The sequence below is a fragment of the Gracilibacillus sp. Marseille-QA3620 genome, from assembly GCF_054950035.1.
In genome coordinates, this window is record NZ_CM143102.1 from 3708462 (window position 1) to 3726003 (window position 17542).

Consider the following 17542-nt stretch of genomic DNA (forward strand, 5'->3'; position numbering starts at 1 on the left):
GAAGAGGCATCGCTGAGTGAGCGATGCCTCTTCTTTCTTTATGAATGTCCTTGTCCAGTAACTTGATTCTTCTCTTTTGGTTTCAGGCTGAGCACCTTCATCCGAAAACCGCTTTCTGGGTACGTTGGAATCCTTGCCATGCTGTAGGTAAGATCCTGCTCGCAAACCTCGTAATCGAGCTCTTTAGCGAATAATTCCATGAAGACCATCATCACCTTCACGGTTGCCCATTCTCCCGCACAGCGATGCCCTTTATCATAGTCCCCGCCGCCTTGGGGGATAAAATCAAATGGACTCTTCCTCCAATTCCCAAACCTTTCCGGATTGAACTCATCCGGTTTCTCCCAAAGATCCGGATGATGATTTGTGCCATATAAATCAAGGAGTACTAAGGTTCCTTTCTTGAAAGCATAGCCCTCCCAGAGAAAATCATTCCGCACCCTTGCACCGAGCATAGGAGCAAAAGGATAATAACGTCTTACTTCCTGAACGACCATCTTGCTGTACATCCCGTCATCCTCCTTCATCCTCTTTCTCACAAGGGGGTGTTCATGCAAGGCTAATGCACCAAATACGACGAAATAAGCAATAGCGACCATCGGGCGGATAATATTAATGACCTCAACCGCCGCTGTCTTTGGCTTCATTTGCTCCCCGTTCAATTCCGTATGGTGAGCCATGATGTACAGAGCCGTATTTTCTGATGGATGAAGAGTCCCATCCCGGACTTGGCCAATCAATTCAGCAATCCAACCCTCTGCCTGCTTTCGCGCTTTTCTTCCTCTTTGATAGCGTGAACCGACTCCACCGATGGAATCAACTAAATCAAACAGCTGCTGAGCCCGGTTCTTAACTTCATCCTCATAGAGGGGAACACCGGCCCATTCGCAGGCAATCCGGCAAAGTGTGCGCTTCGCCTCTTCCATCAAGACAATCTCCTGCTCCTTTGTCCAGCCTCTTGCAGCAGCTCGCCATTCTCTTCTTGAAATCTCCTCAAGCCGCCCAAGATTCTCATGGGTCATGACAGACATGAACATCGCCTTTCGATGCTTATGTTCCTCATCATCAAGCACCTGCACGCCATGCTCACCAAACAGCGCCTTTTGAATCCGCTTTGGAACGGCCGGCTTTCGAATGAAACGTTCTTCATCATAAAACGCCCGTGCCGCTTCTTCTCCGCTGATACAAATTACCTTCTGACCAAGCAATCTAGTCTGAAAAACATTCACGTTCTCCCGTATCGTCCGGTTAGGAAGATAATCATACCCTTCTGCAAGCAGGGTTAATGTTTGATCAATCGTTCTTTCCTTTGGCATTTTCCTAGCTTTGATCATCCATACCATCTCCATTCTATCCGTACCAATTATTTACGATTAGCATACCCATCCAAAGGCGTACTAAACATACGGTTAGAATGGTCCTATCACAAAAAAAGCAGCTCATTAAGAGCCGCTCACACTCCTTCCGTCATTACGATGGAGTTTCTTCATTTCGTCTGCGACAAATTGGACATTCGGGCCAACAATGACTTGAATGCTTTCTCCGCCAGTGACGTGAACACCAGGAACACCTGTCGACTTAATTTTCTGCTGGTCGACTACATCCATATTCTTCACCTCAAGCCGGAGCCTTGTCGCACAGTTATCAATCGATGTCACATTTGCAGAGCCTCCAAGCGCTGCGTAAATCTTCTCTGCCTGAGCGGTGTATTTCGAGTCTATAGAGGAACGATCCCGAGAGACAGTCGCCGTTTCCTCTAATTCCTCTCCCCGTCCAGGCGTTTTCAAGTCAAATTTCACAATGATGAAGCGGAAAAGGAAATAATAGATGACCGCGAACACAAGCCCCTGGACTAGTAGCATGTATGGCTGGTTGGCAAGCGTAAGATTATAGCTTAGGATGAAATCTATCAACCCGGCACTGAAGCCGAATCCAGCTGTCCATTGAAAGGCTGCTGCAATCGCCAGGGATAAGCCCGTCAACACAGCATGAACTAAATAGAGCATAGGTGCGAGAAACATAAAGGCAAACTCAATCGGCTCTGTCACCCCTGTCAGGATGGCTGCGAAACCGGCCGCAAGCATGAGTGAGCCAACCTGCTTCCTATGTTTCGTTTTCGCTGTATGATACATGGCCAGGCCAGCTGCTGGGAGACCAAACATCATAATGGGAAAGAAGCCTGCCTGGTACATACCCGTAACCCCTTTTTCCCCATTTCCAGTCCAAAAATTCGAGATATCGTTTATCCCTGCCACATCAAACCAGAACACCGCGTTTAAGGCATGATGCAGCCCAGTTGGAATCAATAAACGGTTAAAGAAGCCATAAAGTCCTGCTCCAATCGCGCCAAGCCCGCTGATCCATTCTCCAAATTGTACTAACAAGGAATAGACAGGCGGCCAGACAAGCAAGAGGGCAAGCGAGAGAACCAGCATCGCCAGGGAGGTCATGATAGGGACAAGACGCTTCCCGCTAAAGAATGCAAGCGCATCCGGCAGCCTAACATGACTGAATCTGTTATACATTGAGGCAGCTACAAGTCCGCATATAATCCCGACAAAGGCATTCCCAATCTTGATAAAGGATGGATCAACATTCTCTGGATCTATCCCTTGCAGCATGGCAACAGAATCACTGCCAAGTAAAGTCGTCACAACTAGATAGGCCACTAAACCGCTGAGTGCGGCTGACCCATCCCGATCCTTTGACATCCCAAGGGCAACTCCAAGAGCAAACAGCATGGCAATATTATCAATAATGGACTTCCCAGCCATAATCAGAAAAGCTGCGACAGCGTTGCCTGTTCCCCAGCCATCATGATCAATCCAATACCCTATGCCAAGCAGAACTGCCGCGGCAGGCAGCACTGCAACCGGAAGCATTAACGAGCTGCCGAGCCTTTGAAAAAACTTTCGCATCATTACTCCCCCTATTTCTTAATTTGAATGAACAAGCTTGCTCAATTCCCGTTGAACGAACATTATGATTAAATAAATAAGCTCAATAAATGCTGATAAAAGCAGGGTGACTTGGCTGCGACCGGTCCTTTCATGAAGCAAATGACCTATTATCGACAGCTGTTTGTCTTCACGGGATTGAGCAAATGACTCTCTATCCATCACCTCCTTTAAGAGTTTCTTTTCCCCTTCACTGTAATGCTATGCGATTATGGACACTTCATTCTTCCGACCTATGAATAAGCCTATGAACAAAAAAAGACAAGGCATGCCAAAATTCTGCCTTGTCTTTGGTGGAAATCCCTGTTAGCGTGATTCCTCGTGTATCGTTTCCTGTCTTATTGGATTCCTCTTAGCTGAGCGGCGGCAAAAACGTTCATAAAATGCCTTTGCTTCCTCCTTGGATACATCCATTAATATGGTTAACTGAAAGGGCTTCGCCCGATTATAAAACTGTATGGTTGCTGCACCGAACTTTCTCTGCAGCCAGGAATGAGAGACTTCAATCTGCTGCAGATTCCGCCATTTGGTGTGTATGGTCCTCGTGTATATTCCGCCTTCCCGTACTTGGATATACTCCTCTTCCTTCAAATAGCTCGTAAATTGATAGTCGAGCAAACGGAAGATTATCTCTGCCAGCAAAACAACAGCTGCTGCCAATAGCCATTCCCTCTTCACAAATGCCAGAATAATGATGGCACCTAAAGTAAAATAGTATGGCCTGATCAGCTTTAGCCATAGGGCCTTCTTTGGAAGCCGATGCATATCCTCCACGATATGGTAGTCAGGCAGCAGCTGATTTGTTAATTGATAAGCTTTTTTCTTCTCCATAAATGGGTACAGAGAATTGATTTCCATCTCTGTTCCGATGGTTTCCTGACCGGCACTGACAAGCGTTATTTCCGCCATGCCAAAAACCCGTTTCAGCAAGGATTGCTGGATTTTGATTGCCTGCACCCTTGACTTTTGAATCGAATACGTATTAGTCGTAAGTACGCCTCTTGAAATATAAATTCGGTCGTCATCTGCCGAGATGATAAAATTACCGTATCTAAACAAGGTTTGTAAATATCCGACCGTAAACGCCGCAAGCAGCATAACCAGCCCTAACGGAATCCATATCCACATATTCCGCTCGAAATAAAGCAATACCTGCTTGGATGTTTCCTCGATGTTCAGCCATTCATCCAGTTGGAAGTAGGCTGTCATCAAAAGGGGAAACAGGGCAAGAAAGCTAAATGAAGTAAAGGCAGCCTTAATCGTATCCTTTTGGGTCGATTCAAAGAATACGATTCGCTCCTTCTCCACCTTTACCTCGTCTGGTAACACTTCATCATTCTTAAGCAATACCCCAAGAATTCGCGTCTCTTCTGCTAACGAAATGGCCGGGAATGATATATTCGCATCCTTATCGCTTGTGCCGGTTTCGAGCTTCAGGGAGGTAATCCCGAGCAGCTGATGGATGAAATTCGCCTTTGAATGATGGTCCTGAATTCGCTTAAAGGGGATATTCCGCTGATTCTTTACGAACACTCCATCCCGAAATACAATCGCCTCATTCGTTATCTCATAGGTCTCAATCGACCATTTCAAGATACTGTAGAGGATGTATCCGAAGAACAATCCAATCATTGCGTATCTTCCCCAAATGATCAGCTTCGACGCTGAGCCAATATTGATAACGAACAGAATAATAATCAAAAAGAACATATCTTTAATAAAGGAGGTCATATTAAAAAGAATGACGGCTGGATGATACCTTCTCTTCTCGTTCCTCAAGCCTCCTCAACCCCATTCTCCCCATCAAGCTTCACCTTTGCATAGATCGCAATCTGCTCCCTTAAAGCATAAGCCTCATCATGATGGATAGCCGGAATCGTATGATCTGAAGTCGTTGTGCCAATTTCGACATTGTAAAGTCCATATTTCCGCAAAAAAGGGCCTTGATTGGTTGACACATACTCAACCTTTTCCATTGGAATGACAATATGCTTCACCGTGAAACGCCCATATTTCAGCTGGGCAAACTGTTCATCTATTTCATACCGCCATGTTTTCTGGAGGTATATAGGCTCAATCCCGACAGACCAAACCGCCAATGCCAAAAGCAAAACAGTAATGATTGTCAGAATCGTGAAAATCCATGTCTTCCAATCATAATAATTCGCTGCAAAAAGGAATACTCCTGCTATACACAAGGCAATCCCATAGCCTAATAAATTGCTTAATCGCCACACCCGCACACTATCTGCCGATATTTGCTTCGTTGGCTCTTTTATCTTTAAATACATACTCCTCCCCCTAACCATTCCTGCTTACATGAATATTCTCTCATAAGGAGCCATGACATAGAATAGATTTTGTCAATTTTTAAAATAGTTGGCTGACTTTTCTTATTTCCCGAGAAATAAGTCGAAAAGCCTTACAAATGCTTTTCCAAAACAGGAAAGATTCATCTATTTACAGCCTAAAATATGTCCCGAATAATTAAAGTGATGAGGAAAGTCGCCATTTATTTCAAGGAGGGATTAAAGATGAGTACAACTACCAAGAAATCAACAAATTGCACCGAGAAGGCATGTACCGAAAAATGCACATGTGATTGCAAGAATTTTCTGATTGGTGGATTAGTCGGCGGGATGATTGGCGCAGCTGCCGCACTCCTTTTGGCACCAAAGAGCGGGAAAGAACTACGCAGTGACCTTGCAGCTACAGACGGCGGTAAATACATATGTCATAAAGCCGATGAGCTGAAGCAAAGTGCTGTTCATAAAGGGGAAGAATTCACTGAACAGTGCAAGGCGAAAAAAGCGGATATAGCAGAAAAACTCTCTAAACAATCCTCTTCCATCCGTGAGACCATCAGCACTCTTAAGCTGAAGCTGACTGAGGCCAAACTGCACGCACAGGCAGAAGCCCTCGAGGAGCTTGAGGAAGAGCTTGAGGAAGAGCTTGAAGAAATCCAGGAAAAAGAAAAGGAAGACAAGGAATAATGAGTGAGGGCAGGAGAATTCTCCCGCCCTCTTCCTATGTCCAAAATAAAAACAGCAGGCTCCAGCCTGCTGTCTGCTTCTTATTGTTCTACTGTTCTTGTAGGAACAAATGATTCTTTATATGTTTCTTCCCATAAATCAATACGGCTTTGAACATGAATTTCATCGCGCATGCTTGTATGTGGTTTTTCAATTTTCTTCGTAATTCTTTCACGCCAGAAATCCTTAAATCCTGGTTGAATCATCATAGAATGTGCAATATTAAGACCATCTTTATCTTCACTGAAGACAACTAAAACCTGGCAATCTTTATAGGAATGTGTATCTTTTGTTAATGATTCATCCAGCATTTCAACTGTTACGACCTTGTTAAGGCGTTCTTGTTCAGCCGGATCTGGGTGATGAAGCGTATTCGGGCAAATGTGCGCTACCTTTCCGTCTTCTCCTATTACTACACGAACATAACCTAATGTTTCTTCCTTGTTTAACATTACAGATCCCTGCTTTCTTGATGGTTGTATACCTATTATATTTTTCGTGTATAAGCATTATCAATCCATAAAAAATGGCAATTAAACCATACTCCTTAACGAAAAAAGGAGAAAATTGATACTAGAGCGAAGAGTAATAGGGTAAAGAGGATTTAAGCAAGGAAACGAGCAATTTGGAGGGGATACTATTGTCAGGAAAACTGGAACTGCTAGTTGATGAAAACGCCATTTTAGGGGAGGGACCGACTTGGGATGAAAAATCCCAATCCCTATACTGGCTGGACATTATGGGAAAGCAGCTACATATATTCGAATATGCCAAAGGATCAAACCGAACGATTGAGCTGGAGCAAATGCCCGGCACCATCGTTCCGAGAAAATCAGGCGGCGCAGTCATCGCCCTGCAGAATGGCTTTTACTTCATGAACCTCGAGACCGGTCAATTAGAACCAATCACAGACCCTGAAAGCCATCTGCCGGACAATCGCTTCAATGACGGCAAATGCGACCCAAAAGGGCGCTTTTGGGCGGGCACTATCCATTTAGAGGGAAAAGAACACACTTGTGCACTATACTGCCTTGATACAAATCTCGAGGTGGATAGAAAAATCAGCGAGGTCACTAATTCCAACGGGCTCGCCTGGTCACCCGATGAATCAACCTTTTACTTTATTGACACCCCAACCTTAAAGGTTGTCGCCTACGACTATGATGCTAAAACAGGCAGCATCACAAACCCACGTAATATCATTGCCTTTCCGGAGGATGAAGGATTCCCGGATGGAATGACCATTGACGAGGAGGGCATGCTCTGGATAGCCCATTACAGCGGGTCTAAGGTATCTCGCTGGGACCCAAACAACGGGCAGCAGCTAACCACTATTTCCGTACCAGCCAAGCATGTCACCTCATGCACATTCGGCGGTCCGGACTTAGATGAACTTTATATCACAACAGCCAAACAGGATGATACCGACATGAACGAATTCCCCCATGCAGGCGGACTATTCCGTATTAAGCCAGGGGTAAAAGGAATGCCAGCTGTTCCGTTTAATGGGTAAGCCGGCGGTGACAAGGAACAGGAGCTGTCTGCTCCTGTTTTTTTATTTTCCAGCGGGACGAAGGGGAGGGATAGGCGCGGCTCCTCCCATATCTATCCCACTCTTTCACCACCCCTCCCGATAACCATAAAAGCCAGATTTTATGTAGCACAATAAAGAATGATATTAGTCCATCATGAAAAAAAGAGACCGTTATCCGGTCTCCCTGTGCTGTTTAATAAATAATTTTTTTGATGCCAAAATGGCTGATATTCTCGATTAACTCGGCTATCTCCCGCGGCGTTTCCTTGAAATCGTTTATCATCCATTCATTCAGGATACCAATCGTACCGGCTGTTATGAAGGTGCATAGGTAGTCAATCTTATTCTTGGGGATATCCTTGCCGGAGCGTTTCCACTCCTCCATGCATTTATTATGGGCAATCTCCAGTATATCCCGCAGGAAGTCCTTGCCGCTCCGTTCATTGAACAGCATGCGGCTCAGCTCTTTATTCCTTAGGATGACCTCCAGTATTTCCTCTGTAAACCCTGATATGGTGTAGTCATTCCGTGCGAGATGGAGGCCGTTCTTTAATTCTAGGACTAGCTGCTTTTCCAGCTGATCCAGCAGATCATAGACATCCTCATAATAGCGATAGAAGGTTGCTCGATTTATTTCACATTCCGCACAAAGCTCCGTCACGGTAATTTTGTTGATCGGCTTTTTCTCCAGCAGCCTGATAAGAGATTCTCTGATGAGTTTCTTTGTTGTTCGAATCCGATAATCTTCCATGTTTCCTCCTTTTATTAAACACTTCTATCTTAATTGTTGCACAACTAACATTTTCAGTTGGATTGATGATTGATAGATATCGTTATCCAACCTTATAATAGGCTCATATTTTATAAAACACAATGTTTAATATCTTACGGAGGGTATCATGAGAAATATATCAATCATAACGGATAGCAGTTCTGACTTACCCGTCGATTTTATAAATAGAGAAGAGATTAAGGTTATATCACAAAACTATTCTTTTGATGATGGGGTAGAATACGGGGAAGAGCACCCTATGCCTATGGCGGATTTCTATGAGCGTATGAGGAGAGGCGAAGCAGCCAAAACAAGCGCCTCTTCACCTGATGCAGCCATGCAAATCATACAGAAGGAATTGAGTAAAGGGAATGACGTGATTTGCATTACCTTATCAAGTAAATTGAGCTGCACCTATAATAATATACGTTTAGCCAGCCTCGAAGTCTGTGAGGCGTATCCAGACCAGAAAATCGCCGTCATTGATTCCTTATCTGCATCTGTCGGAGAAGGTCTGCTGATTTATCAAGCCTGCGCTATGAGAAAAAACGGCAAATCATTCTCAGACATTGTCATGTATTTGGAAAAATATCGGCAGACATACCAGATGGAATTCTATGTGAATGAATTAAAATACCTTGTTAGAGGCGGTCGCTTAAGTGCAGCCGCTGGGGCCATCGGAGGTATTATGGGAATCAAGCCGATTCTCCGCCTGACCGATGAGGGGACCATTGAAGTTGCTTGCAAGGCACGTAAAGCATCAGGGGCCTACACAGAGCTGAAGAAAAGATTCCTTGAATGCAAGGTAGATCCAAGAATGATTACAATTGTCCACTCTGATAATTTGGAGCAGGCGATTGCCTTAAAAAATGAGCTTCAGCTTGAGGAAAAGTTTGACCAAGTCCTTATTACCGAATTAGGGCCGACTATCGGAAGTCACACAGGTCCGAAATGCTTAGGAATCGCTTACCAAAAACAGCACTAATAAATAAAGCTAGAGCCGCTCCATTGCAGCTCTAGCTTTTTAGCTTCAGACCTTTTTCTTCGCCCTTTTCGGCAACTCAGGAGCTTCTCGGAAGGTATCGACGATATGCATAATCGCTAAGTACGGATGCTTCCAAATCATCTTCGGCCCGCTCTTACGCATCACACCCTTGACCTGTTTCTTCATATCGGGCTTATAGCAATGGATTTTGCAATTCTGACAGGCAGGTTTCTTCTCCTGGAAGGGACATTTGCTCAGACGGAATAAAGCATACTCCTTCAATTCCGCACAGCTTTCACATAGCTCCTCCTGTTTATGTTCAGACTTACAATACATCTCAATCATATGGACGATTGTTTCTCTTTCTCTCTGCATTCTTTCCACACGACATCAACCTCCATTACTATCATAAAATATCTAATAAATGTGAACATCCGCTAAATGTAACCAGCAAGGGAAATCACAATCCAGGCTCAAATGCAGAGACTGTACAGAACAACTGAGGTACCGAGCAAAGATTAAAAGGATAAGCCTTTTTTACATAGGCTGACATAGCTCTGTGATTAGACTTATCTAATCAAGAGGTCTGCAATTGTGGCCATGCAAGCGGCACAATGGCTTAACACGAAGCTAAAATCATAATTTGTCCAGAGATGCCCAGATAACTGGGCATTTTTTATGATGACTAAGAATCTCGTTCTTTTCTCCTAAAAAAGGTTCCCTTTTATGCCGAATAAGATTACTATATTAATATGGAAATTATTGGTTTGGTTATTTGTCAGGAAGATAGTAAGGAGATTAGAAATGAAACGAAATAATAGTCAGTACGATTATGGTTTATTAGGAATTATCATCTTATTCATGGTCATTAGCTGCATAAGCATCTATAGCGCGCAAACCTCTTTGCCTTACTCTTCAAACTTCGCCCTGCGGCAATTCATTTGGTATATTATCGCCTTCTCACTAACTGCTGTCATCTATTACTTCGATACGGAGCAGATCAAGAGATTATCCTTCCCTGCTTATGTGTTCGGTATTTTATTATTGGTGATTCTCTTTCTTTCCCCTTCAACCATTGCACCTGAGATAAAAGGAATTAAGGCCTGGTTTTCAACACCGCTCGGGTCTTTGCAGCCCTCTGAATTTATGAAGGTCTTCTTGATTATGTTTCTAGCAAAGCTTTCGGTCGACCATAACCGGAAGTTTATTCATAGAACCCTTTATACTGATTCCTTACTTATCGGCAAAATCGTGCTTGCGACAATGATTCCGCTTGTCCTTATACTCTTACAGCCAGATGCGGGTACTGGGATGGTTATTTTGACCATTATGATTGGCATCATCTTTTGCTCAGGGGTAAGCTGGAAAATCCTCAGTCTCCTATCTGGTTTGGCTGTACTGTCCCTTGGCATCTTAACGTATATCTATCTATATCAACCGGATTTATTATTGGTCTTTCTTGACCAATACCAAGTAAACCGAATTCATTCCTGGCTGAATCCCTTCATGTACAGCAGCAATATAGGCTATCAGCTCACTCAGTCCATTTTTGCAATCGGTTCTGGCATGACAGAAGGAAAGGGATTTCTAAACGGGGTTGTCGATGTCCCTGAAGCCCATTCAGACTTTATTTTCACTACAATTGGCGAGGAATATGGCTTTATTGGAGCAAGTATTGTCGTTGTGCTCTATTTTCTTCTTTTAATGCAAGTCAAGACCATCACCCTGAAGAATAAGAATGAGTACGAAGCCCTGATTGGCGTTGGGGTTATTGCGATGTTCACATTCCATATATTCGAGAATATCGGCATGGTGATTGGGCTTGTTCCCATTACGGGCATTCCGCTGCCTTTGCTAAGCTACGGCGGAAGCTCGCTGCTCTCAAGTCTATTTGCATTAACCATCATCCTGAATATCTCAGCAAAATCAAAGTCTTACATGTTTCATAAAGGGTAAAAGCTCATCATCGACTTCATGCACAATCGACATTATGCAAGATTAGGTTAATAGAGCCATGCCCGGCTTCTTACGAACGATACCTGGAGATTTGGCGAGCGGAATCATGTGAAATGAGCGAATCAAGAATGATTTTTTTCAGCCTTCCAAAAAGCATCCTATCAGAGCAAGAAGCTCAAATTTTCGAACAATTTTGTTAAACTAATAGTGACAATACATGTAAAAAAAAGAGGTATGAGGATGAGCAGACCAACTGAAATCACATATGATTATATTAAACAACGAATTATGGAGGGTGATTATAAGCCTTCACAGAAATTGAATGAGAGCGAATTATCTGAAGTGATTGGGGTCAGCAGAAACACGGTGAAGAAGGCATTGCTTAAGCTGGAACAGGAGAATCTCGTTTTGATCGAAACCAATAAGGGGGCAAGGATTAAATCCTTTTCCCTGGAGGAGATCATCAATTACCTGGAAATCCGCGAAACATTAGAAGGATTAATTGCTAAAACAGCCGCCCCTCATATGACAGAGGAGAGATTGCTGCTGCTCGAGGAAACCTTCGAGCAGATGAAAGGCCATTTGGAGAACAATCGATTCGATGAGTATTCCAAATGCAATCAAACCTTTCATGCCATCATTTACGAGGCATCCACTAATCAGCAGGCTGTCGAGATGGTTAATAAGATCAAAAATCAGCTTAAAAGGCTGCAAATCAAGACGATTCTTATTCCTGGCCGGACTCAGGACTCGCTTAAGGAGCACCAGAAAGTCCTTAATGCCATGAAGTCACATGACGGAAACTGGGCCGAGGATGCCATCAAGCATCACATCGCACAGGTGCGCAAAGCCCTGGCAGAAAACTATACTTTCTTAGTCTAAAGAATCTCAAGCAGGAGGAGAAACCAAAATGGTCATCCTCCTGTTTTTTGTTTTTCCAGGCAGGGTCAAAATGAAAGAAAAATTCCGGAATACCTGGTCTTTGACAGCTGGATTCTATTTTTTTGACTGTCATCACTTGATTAGGCATCATTTCAGGATGAAATAATCCTCACTTCTTGATTTATGGGCGAAATCCGCGCTTTCAAGGAACCTATTCCCCCATGAAAATCAGCATACCCAAAGGCTTTCTTCATCCGCACGAGCACTTCATTAGACATATTTTACCACCAGGTATAAACTAGAGCTAAATTGTTAAACAATATTGTCTAATTCAAGAAAAGAGATGAAGGTTCATGCACTTTTACACCGTCATCCTTTTGTCCTTGTTGTTTCAAACGAGTATTAGAGGAGATACGGTTCTTGTTACGCTTTATGCAATGGATTTAGAGGCTACTTCCTTGTCCTTAGGGCTTGTCGTCGCTTCAACCGCTCTTTTTCCAATGTTCTTTGCCTCCTATGCTGGCAGGTTGTCGGACAGAACGGGCTATCGAATGCCGATTGCGATTGGGATGCTGGGAACGGGTGCGGCTCTTTTGATTCCCTTTCTATTCCACGGAAGCTTAATCTCCTTAATTGCGGCACAATTATTATTTGGACTGTTCCAGATATTCACGATTGTTTCGATACAAAATTTAGTAGGAGCTTATAGTACAGAGGATTCCCGTTCTAAGAGCTTCGCTGCTTATACACTAGCCATTTCAGTTGCCAATTTAATCGGTCCGTTATTAACCGGATTTGCTATAGACCATCTTGATTATTCCATGACTTTCTTGATTCTGGCGGCCTTCTCCGTCATTCCTGCGGTGTTCTTCCTAAAGCTCACCATGCCGGTTCTAGCAGAGAAAAAGTCAGGTACGAGTACAGAACAGAAGGGCGGCTTTACCGAGCTGCTGATGAAACCAACCTTACGGAAAACATTCATTACAAGCGGCATCATTCTAACAGGAGTCGGCATATATGAGTTTTACTTCCCAATCTACGGGAAAACACTCGGCCTTTCTGCTTCCGTTATCGGAATCATTATTGGCTGTAATGCGACAGCCTTCATTGTGTCACGTCTCTTCATGCCATTTTTAACGGCCAAGATGAAGGAGGAGAGAGTGCTAGGCATTTGTCTAACCATATCAGCTGTTGCCTTCTTCCTCATCCCGCTCAATGGAGATCCATTCTATTTGATGGCCGTCTCCTTCCTTATGGGACTTGGCTTGGGATTATGTCAGCCGCTTTCCATGACAATGGCCTATAATCATTCTCCTATTGGAAGAACAGGCGAGGTGCTTGGTATCCGTCTAACGGTGAATAAGACTGTGCAATTCCTTGTACCGATTGTCTTCGGATCTGTCGGTTCCTTGCTCGGCTTTTTCCCAATCTTCTGGTCAAACGCCGTGCTTCTGGGCTGCAGCGGCGTGACTTTGTTCGAGCAAAAACTGAATAAGCATTCTGCCTAAAAAAAGAGGAGCCTCCCATCTAATTGAATGGGAGGCTTTCCTTGATTATTCAACTGATTTCAATGCTTCAAGCATATCCACCTTTTTCAGCTTCACATGCATAATGACCATAACAATCAGGGAGAAGCCAATTGTCATGAGCCCTGAGATAACAAAATTGCTGATCCATAAATCTGGACTGAACATCGCATTATCTGGAGGCAATGTTTCATTGATATACGCATGAAGCAAGTAACCGCCCAAATAGCCAGCAAGAATCCCCATGATGGTCAGGGCGAAGATTTCCTTGAACACATATAAGGTGATTTCCACCGGATAGAAGCCAAGTACCTTAATCGTGCTCAACTCGCGAATGCGTTCAGAGACATTGATATTCGTCAGATTGTATATGACGACAATTGCAAGCATGGAGGCACAGACGATGATGACAAGTACGACATTATTTAATCCGTCCAATATTTCGTTAATGGTTTTGCTCGATTGATTGGATTTGATAACGGCTGTTGTCGCCTCTTGCTTCATCACATCTGCTGCCACTTGGTCCACATTCTCTGCTGTAGCGTCCTTTACCTTGATTAAGCTGGCATTATTCACTGCTTTTTCACCAAGGACCTTCTCGTAGTACTCAACTGAGAGGAAGGCATAATGACCAACATACATCTCCATAATGCCGGAAACCTTAAAGGAATATTCCTGATCATCCTCATCACGGAGGGTGACCTTGTCCCCAACCTCTGCTTCCATCACCTTTGCGAGTTTTTCACTCAGAATGATGCCATCACCTTCAATGGACAGCTTTTTGCCTGATTCCCGGTTTTGGAGCGTCATATAGTCCTCCAGCATCTCATGATCATCAGAGACAAGCATCGTAATATCCTGCTCATTGTCATCGGCAGCCATGCCTGTCATCGCTTCATAATGAATCTCTCCATAGGAGCTGATTTGTTCCTCATCAGCCAAGGCTTTGTGATAATCATCAGCCCTCTTATTATCCTCGTCATACACAGAAAGGATATCATAGCGGATGAGGGTATTAAACTGCTTATCAGCAAGACCTGATAAGGAATTCTTGATGCCAAAGCCTGTGATAAGCAAGGCAGTGCATCCAGCCACACCAAAGATGGTCATAAGCATCCGCTTTTTGTAACGAAATAGATTCCTTGCCGTCACCTTATTATTAAAGCTCAACCGGCTCCATAGCGGCGTGATGCGCTCGAGCAGGATGCGCGTACCGATTTTTGGCGGTTTTGGTGTCATCAAATACATTGGCGTATGGCCCATTTCCTTTCGCGCCGCCAAAAAGACCGTTACAGTCGTGCAGGCAATGGAGACAAAAAGCGCGATAACGGAGTACACGGGAAAGAAGTTCAGATCGACCGTTTGGAAGGTGTATTCAGCCGCATACGCATTGAAAATGACGGTCGGCAGGATGTAATGGGCAAGCGTGATGCCGACTGCTGCTCCTAGTATGCTTGCCAATGATCCGTACACGACATATTTGCTCAAAATGGTATTGTTCTCATACCCTAATGCTTTGAGTGTACCGATTTGCTGGCGTTCCTCACTCACCATTCTTGTCATCGTTGTCAATGACACTAAGGCCGCGATGCCAAAGAGGATGACCGGGAATACCTTTGCCAATGAATCAACTCGCTGGGAGTTTTCCCAATACTGTTTATAGGAAGGATTGTCAGTACGGTCACGTACATCATAGACCGGCAGTTCAAGGGCATTCAGCTCATCCTTCGCATCCGCCATTTTCTCCTCCGCATCGGCAATCTCCTTTTCAGCCTCCAGCTTTGCCTCAAGGAATTTTGTCTCATTTTCCTCATACGTCTCAAACCCGGCTTCGATTTGCTCCTTGGCGTCTGCCAATTGTTTCGCACCATCGGCTTTCTCGGCATCCAATTGATGGATTGCTTGCTGCAATTGGTCTGCCTTTTGTTCATATTCGGATTGGCCGAATTGCAGCTGAGCCTTGCTTTCCTCGAGCTGCTGCTCTTTTTCCGCTAAAAGAGCACCGCTACCCGCCAATTTCGAAGCGGCCTGCTCATACGTCTCTTGACCGGATGTAAGCTGCTGTTTTGCTTTCTCAAGCTCAGCTAATCCCTCTTCATAAACAGCCATTTGGGTTGATAATGCCTCTTCCTTCTCTTTCAGCTTAGACTGCCCCGCGACAATCTTAGCTTGCGCGTTATCCAATTCAGCTATTTTACTGTTCACCGTCTCCTGCTTCGCATCAAGTTCTCCTTGAGCAGCTGCCAGCTCACTCTCGCCTTGTTCAGAAGCTTCCTGAAGCTTCATGAGACTGACATCAAGTTCAGCCGTACCTGTGGCCAATTCCTCCCTTTTGGCTGCCAAGGTTTGTTCCCCTTGCTCAGCCTCTACTAGCCCGGCTTTTAGCCCAGCCAATTGCACCTCAAGCGTGGTTGTATCCTCCCCTGCCGCTTGCAGCTTTTCAATCTGTGTGCTGAGGGCAGTAATTTGCTCATTTAGATACGCCATTGTTTCATCCAGCTTTTCTTGCTCTGCCTCCATGGAAGCCGAATCCTTTAAGAGCTCTTCTTTCTTTGCCTTTAAGAGGGTAAGCTGATCTGCCGCTTCCTCAAGCTCGACTGATTTCGCATCAAGCTGGGCCTGTGCATCAGTGATTTTAGCTTGAGCACCGGCAGCTTCTTCTTTACCTGCTGAAACGGTTTTCTGTTTACTTGCTATCTCTGCCTTTGCTTCCTGTAATGCAGTCTTCGCATCTTCCATTTCAGCACCCGCTGCCGCCAGCTTTGCTTCATTCGCCAGAATAACGGCTCTTGCCTGGTCAAGCCTGTTCTTGGAATCGGCCAATTGCTCTTTCTTCTCCGCATAGGTTTCCTCGGCATCCACAAGCTTGGCCGCTCCATTCTCTATCGCCCTTTCTGCGTCGATTAGTTGCTGTTTGGCTGCTGCGAGCTCCTGTTCCCCGCTCTCAATCTGTGACTGGGCAGAGCTGATCTTCTGCTGATAAAGAGCTTGATGCTCATTGTAATCTTCTTCAGCGTTTACAAGCTTCCGCCTCGCATCGCTCAATTCCTGCTCTTTATCGACCAATTCCTGCTTAGCGTCATTAACTTTCGCTTGGGCCTGATCAATATCCTCTTGTCCATCCTCTTTGATGGCGGTAAGACGAAGTTCAGGCTGGTCCTCTAAGCTCGAGGTAATTTGTGCAGTGCTTTTCTTGATTAAACGTGTATAGGCATCCTCATAATAGGCATACTTACTCGCACCCTTCACCTTAATGCGAGCCATCGTGTACACGTCTGAATCGAAATGATCTTCTGTCACCACACCATATGTATCCAGGCTTCCTGTCCCAACAGTTGAGCTCCCCAAATTTGTCTTGCTCACAAATTCACTTGATTCCACATACCCAACAACCGTGAAAGCAGACCGGTTCAGCATCGAATGAATGGCTTTTCCATCTTGATTGACCAATTCAATCTTAGAACCTAGATCATAGACAGATTTAAGACTCTTATCAAGGGCAATTTCCCCCGCTTTCTCTGGCAATTTTCCTGCCAATAAATTATATTTAGATAGTTTATCGGTCAATGAAAAGACCCGAATCGATTCATTCATGCGTTTTTCCATTGCATCATAAAAATAGCCATATTCAATCGTGTCAATGTTTTCATTCGCTTCAATAGCCTTTGCGTCCGTTTCGTCTAGTCCATAGGTTGAAACAATCGAAACGTCTGCTAATTGGTAGGTGTCGTATATCTTTTCCGCCGTTGAACGCATATCAGGCCCAGTCACCTTTAAGCCAACAAAGGCAAAGCAGCCTAGCGCAATCATAGCCGCAATGGATAGGAATCTTCCGAAGGTCTTCTTGATTGTTCGGAATGTCTCTCTGTGCAGCATATTATTCATCATCACCATTCAC

15 protein-coding genes are annotated in these 17542 nt (G+C 44.4%); 6 read left to right on the forward strand and 9 right to left on the reverse strand.

The window, feature by feature from the left end; translation table 11 throughout:
• Positions 1-38: 38 nt before the first annotated feature.
• From ACY8DX_RS18690 to ACY8DX_RS18710, 5 genes are all read right to left on the reverse strand, one after another.
• Positions 39-1334, reverse strand: coding sequence for a CYP152 family fatty-acid peroxygenase CypC (locus tag ACY8DX_RS18690; protein ID WP_462405798.1), 1296 nt, complete (start codon positions 1332-1334; stop codon positions 39-41).
• Positions 1335-1442: 108 nt separating this feature from the next.
• On the reverse strand, positions 1443-2918 hold the full coding sequence (nagE, locus tag ACY8DX_RS18695; protein ID WP_462406979.1) for an N-acetylglucosamine-specific PTS transporter subunit IIBC: 1476 nt from the start codon (positions 2916-2918) through the stop codon (positions 1443-1445).
• 18 nt (positions 2919-2936) lie between these two features.
• Complete coding sequence (locus ACY8DX_RS18700) at positions 2937-3119, reverse strand: hypothetical protein (protein WP_462405799.1); 183 nt, start codon at positions 3117-3119, stop codon at positions 2937-2939.
• 144 nt (positions 3120-3263) lie between these two features.
• Complete coding sequence (locus ACY8DX_RS18705; protein ID WP_462405800.1) at positions 3264-4736, reverse strand: PH domain-containing protein; 1473 nt, start codon at positions 4734-4736, stop codon at positions 3264-3266.
• The gene (locus tag ACY8DX_RS18710; RefSeq protein ID WP_462405801.1) at positions 4733-5248 is read right to left on the reverse strand and encodes a PH domain-containing protein; all 516 of its coding nucleotides are present in this window, start codon (positions 5246-5248) and stop codon (positions 4733-4735) included. The genes ACY8DX_RS18705 and ACY8DX_RS18710 overlap by 4 nt, the downstream gene beginning before the upstream one ends.
• Positions 5249-5491: 243 nt before the next feature.
• On the opposite strand from ACY8DX_RS18710, the gene ACY8DX_RS18715 reads away from it, so the two are divergent.
• Positions 5492-5950: a YtxH domain-containing protein gene (locus ACY8DX_RS18715; protein ID WP_462405802.1), complete on the forward strand. Its 459-nt coding sequence runs from the start codon at positions 5492-5494 to the stop codon at positions 5948-5950.
• An 80-nt stretch (positions 5951-6030) separates the two neighbouring features.
• Here ACY8DX_RS18715 and ACY8DX_RS18720 read toward each other — a convergent pair whose 3' ends face one another.
• Positions 6031-6441: a hypothetical protein gene (locus ACY8DX_RS18720; RefSeq protein WP_049669575.1), complete on the reverse strand. Its 411-nt coding sequence runs from the start codon at positions 6439-6441 to the stop codon at positions 6031-6033.
• Positions 6442-6629: 188 nt separating this feature from the next.
• On the opposite strand from ACY8DX_RS18720, the gene ACY8DX_RS18725 reads away from it, so the two are divergent.
• Positions 6630-7502, forward strand: a complete 873-nt coding sequence (locus tag ACY8DX_RS18725) for an SMP-30/gluconolactonase/LRE family protein (protein WP_462405803.1) — start codon at positions 6630-6632, stop codon at positions 7500-7502.
• Between the two features lie 214 nt (positions 7503-7716).
• Here ACY8DX_RS18725 and ACY8DX_RS18730 read toward each other — a convergent pair whose 3' ends face one another.
• Positions 7717-8274 (reverse strand): TetR/AcrR family transcriptional regulator, encoded by a 558-nt coding sequence (locus ACY8DX_RS18730; protein WP_053103704.1) that lies wholly within the window; start codon positions 8272-8274, stop codon positions 7717-7719.
• Positions 8275-8422: 148 nt separating this feature from the next.
• On the opposite strand from ACY8DX_RS18730, the gene ACY8DX_RS18735 reads away from it, so the two are divergent.
• Positions 8423-9280 (forward strand): DegV family protein, encoded by an 858-nt coding sequence (locus ACY8DX_RS18735; protein ID WP_462405804.1) that lies wholly within the window; start codon positions 8423-8425, stop codon positions 9278-9280.
• 45 nt (positions 9281-9325) lie between these two features.
• Here the strand turns inward: ACY8DX_RS18735 and ACY8DX_RS18740 are convergent, their stop codons facing one another.
• The gene (locus ACY8DX_RS18740) at positions 9326-9664 is read right to left on the reverse strand and encodes a nitrous oxide-stimulated promoter family protein (protein ID WP_439803256.1); all 339 of its coding nucleotides are present in this window, start codon (positions 9662-9664) and stop codon (positions 9326-9328) included.
• A 420-nt stretch (positions 9665-10084) separates the two neighbouring features.
• On the opposite strand from ACY8DX_RS18740, the gene ACY8DX_RS18745 reads away from it, so the two are divergent.
• The 3 genes from ACY8DX_RS18745 to ACY8DX_RS18755 all read left to right on the forward strand — a co-directional run bounded on the left by ACY8DX_RS18745 (position 10085) and on the right by ACY8DX_RS18755 (position 13626).
• Positions 10085-11236 carry an FtsW/RodA/SpoVE family cell cycle protein gene (locus ACY8DX_RS18745; protein WP_462405805.1) on the forward strand — a complete coding sequence of 384 codons (1152 nt, stop codon included), beginning with the start codon at positions 10085-10087 and terminating at the stop codon, positions 11234-11236.
• A 240-nt stretch (positions 11237-11476) separates the two neighbouring features.
• Positions 11477-12118 (forward strand): GntR family transcriptional regulator, encoded by a 642-nt coding sequence (locus tag ACY8DX_RS18750; RefSeq protein WP_462405806.1) that lies wholly within the window; start codon positions 11477-11479, stop codon positions 12116-12118.
• A 353-nt stretch (positions 12119-12471) separates the two neighbouring features.
• Positions 12472-13626, forward strand: a complete 1155-nt coding sequence (locus ACY8DX_RS18755) for an MFS transporter (RefSeq protein ID WP_462405807.1) — start codon at positions 12472-12474, stop codon at positions 13624-13626.
• 45 nt (positions 13627-13671) lie between these two features.
• Here ACY8DX_RS18755 and ACY8DX_RS18760 read toward each other — a convergent pair whose 3' ends face one another.
• A complete protein-coding gene (locus tag ACY8DX_RS18760) occupies positions 13672-17532 on the reverse strand; it encodes an FtsX-like permease family protein (protein WP_462405808.1) in 3861 nt (1286 codons plus the stop codon).
• Positions 17533-17542 lie beyond the last annotated feature (10 nt).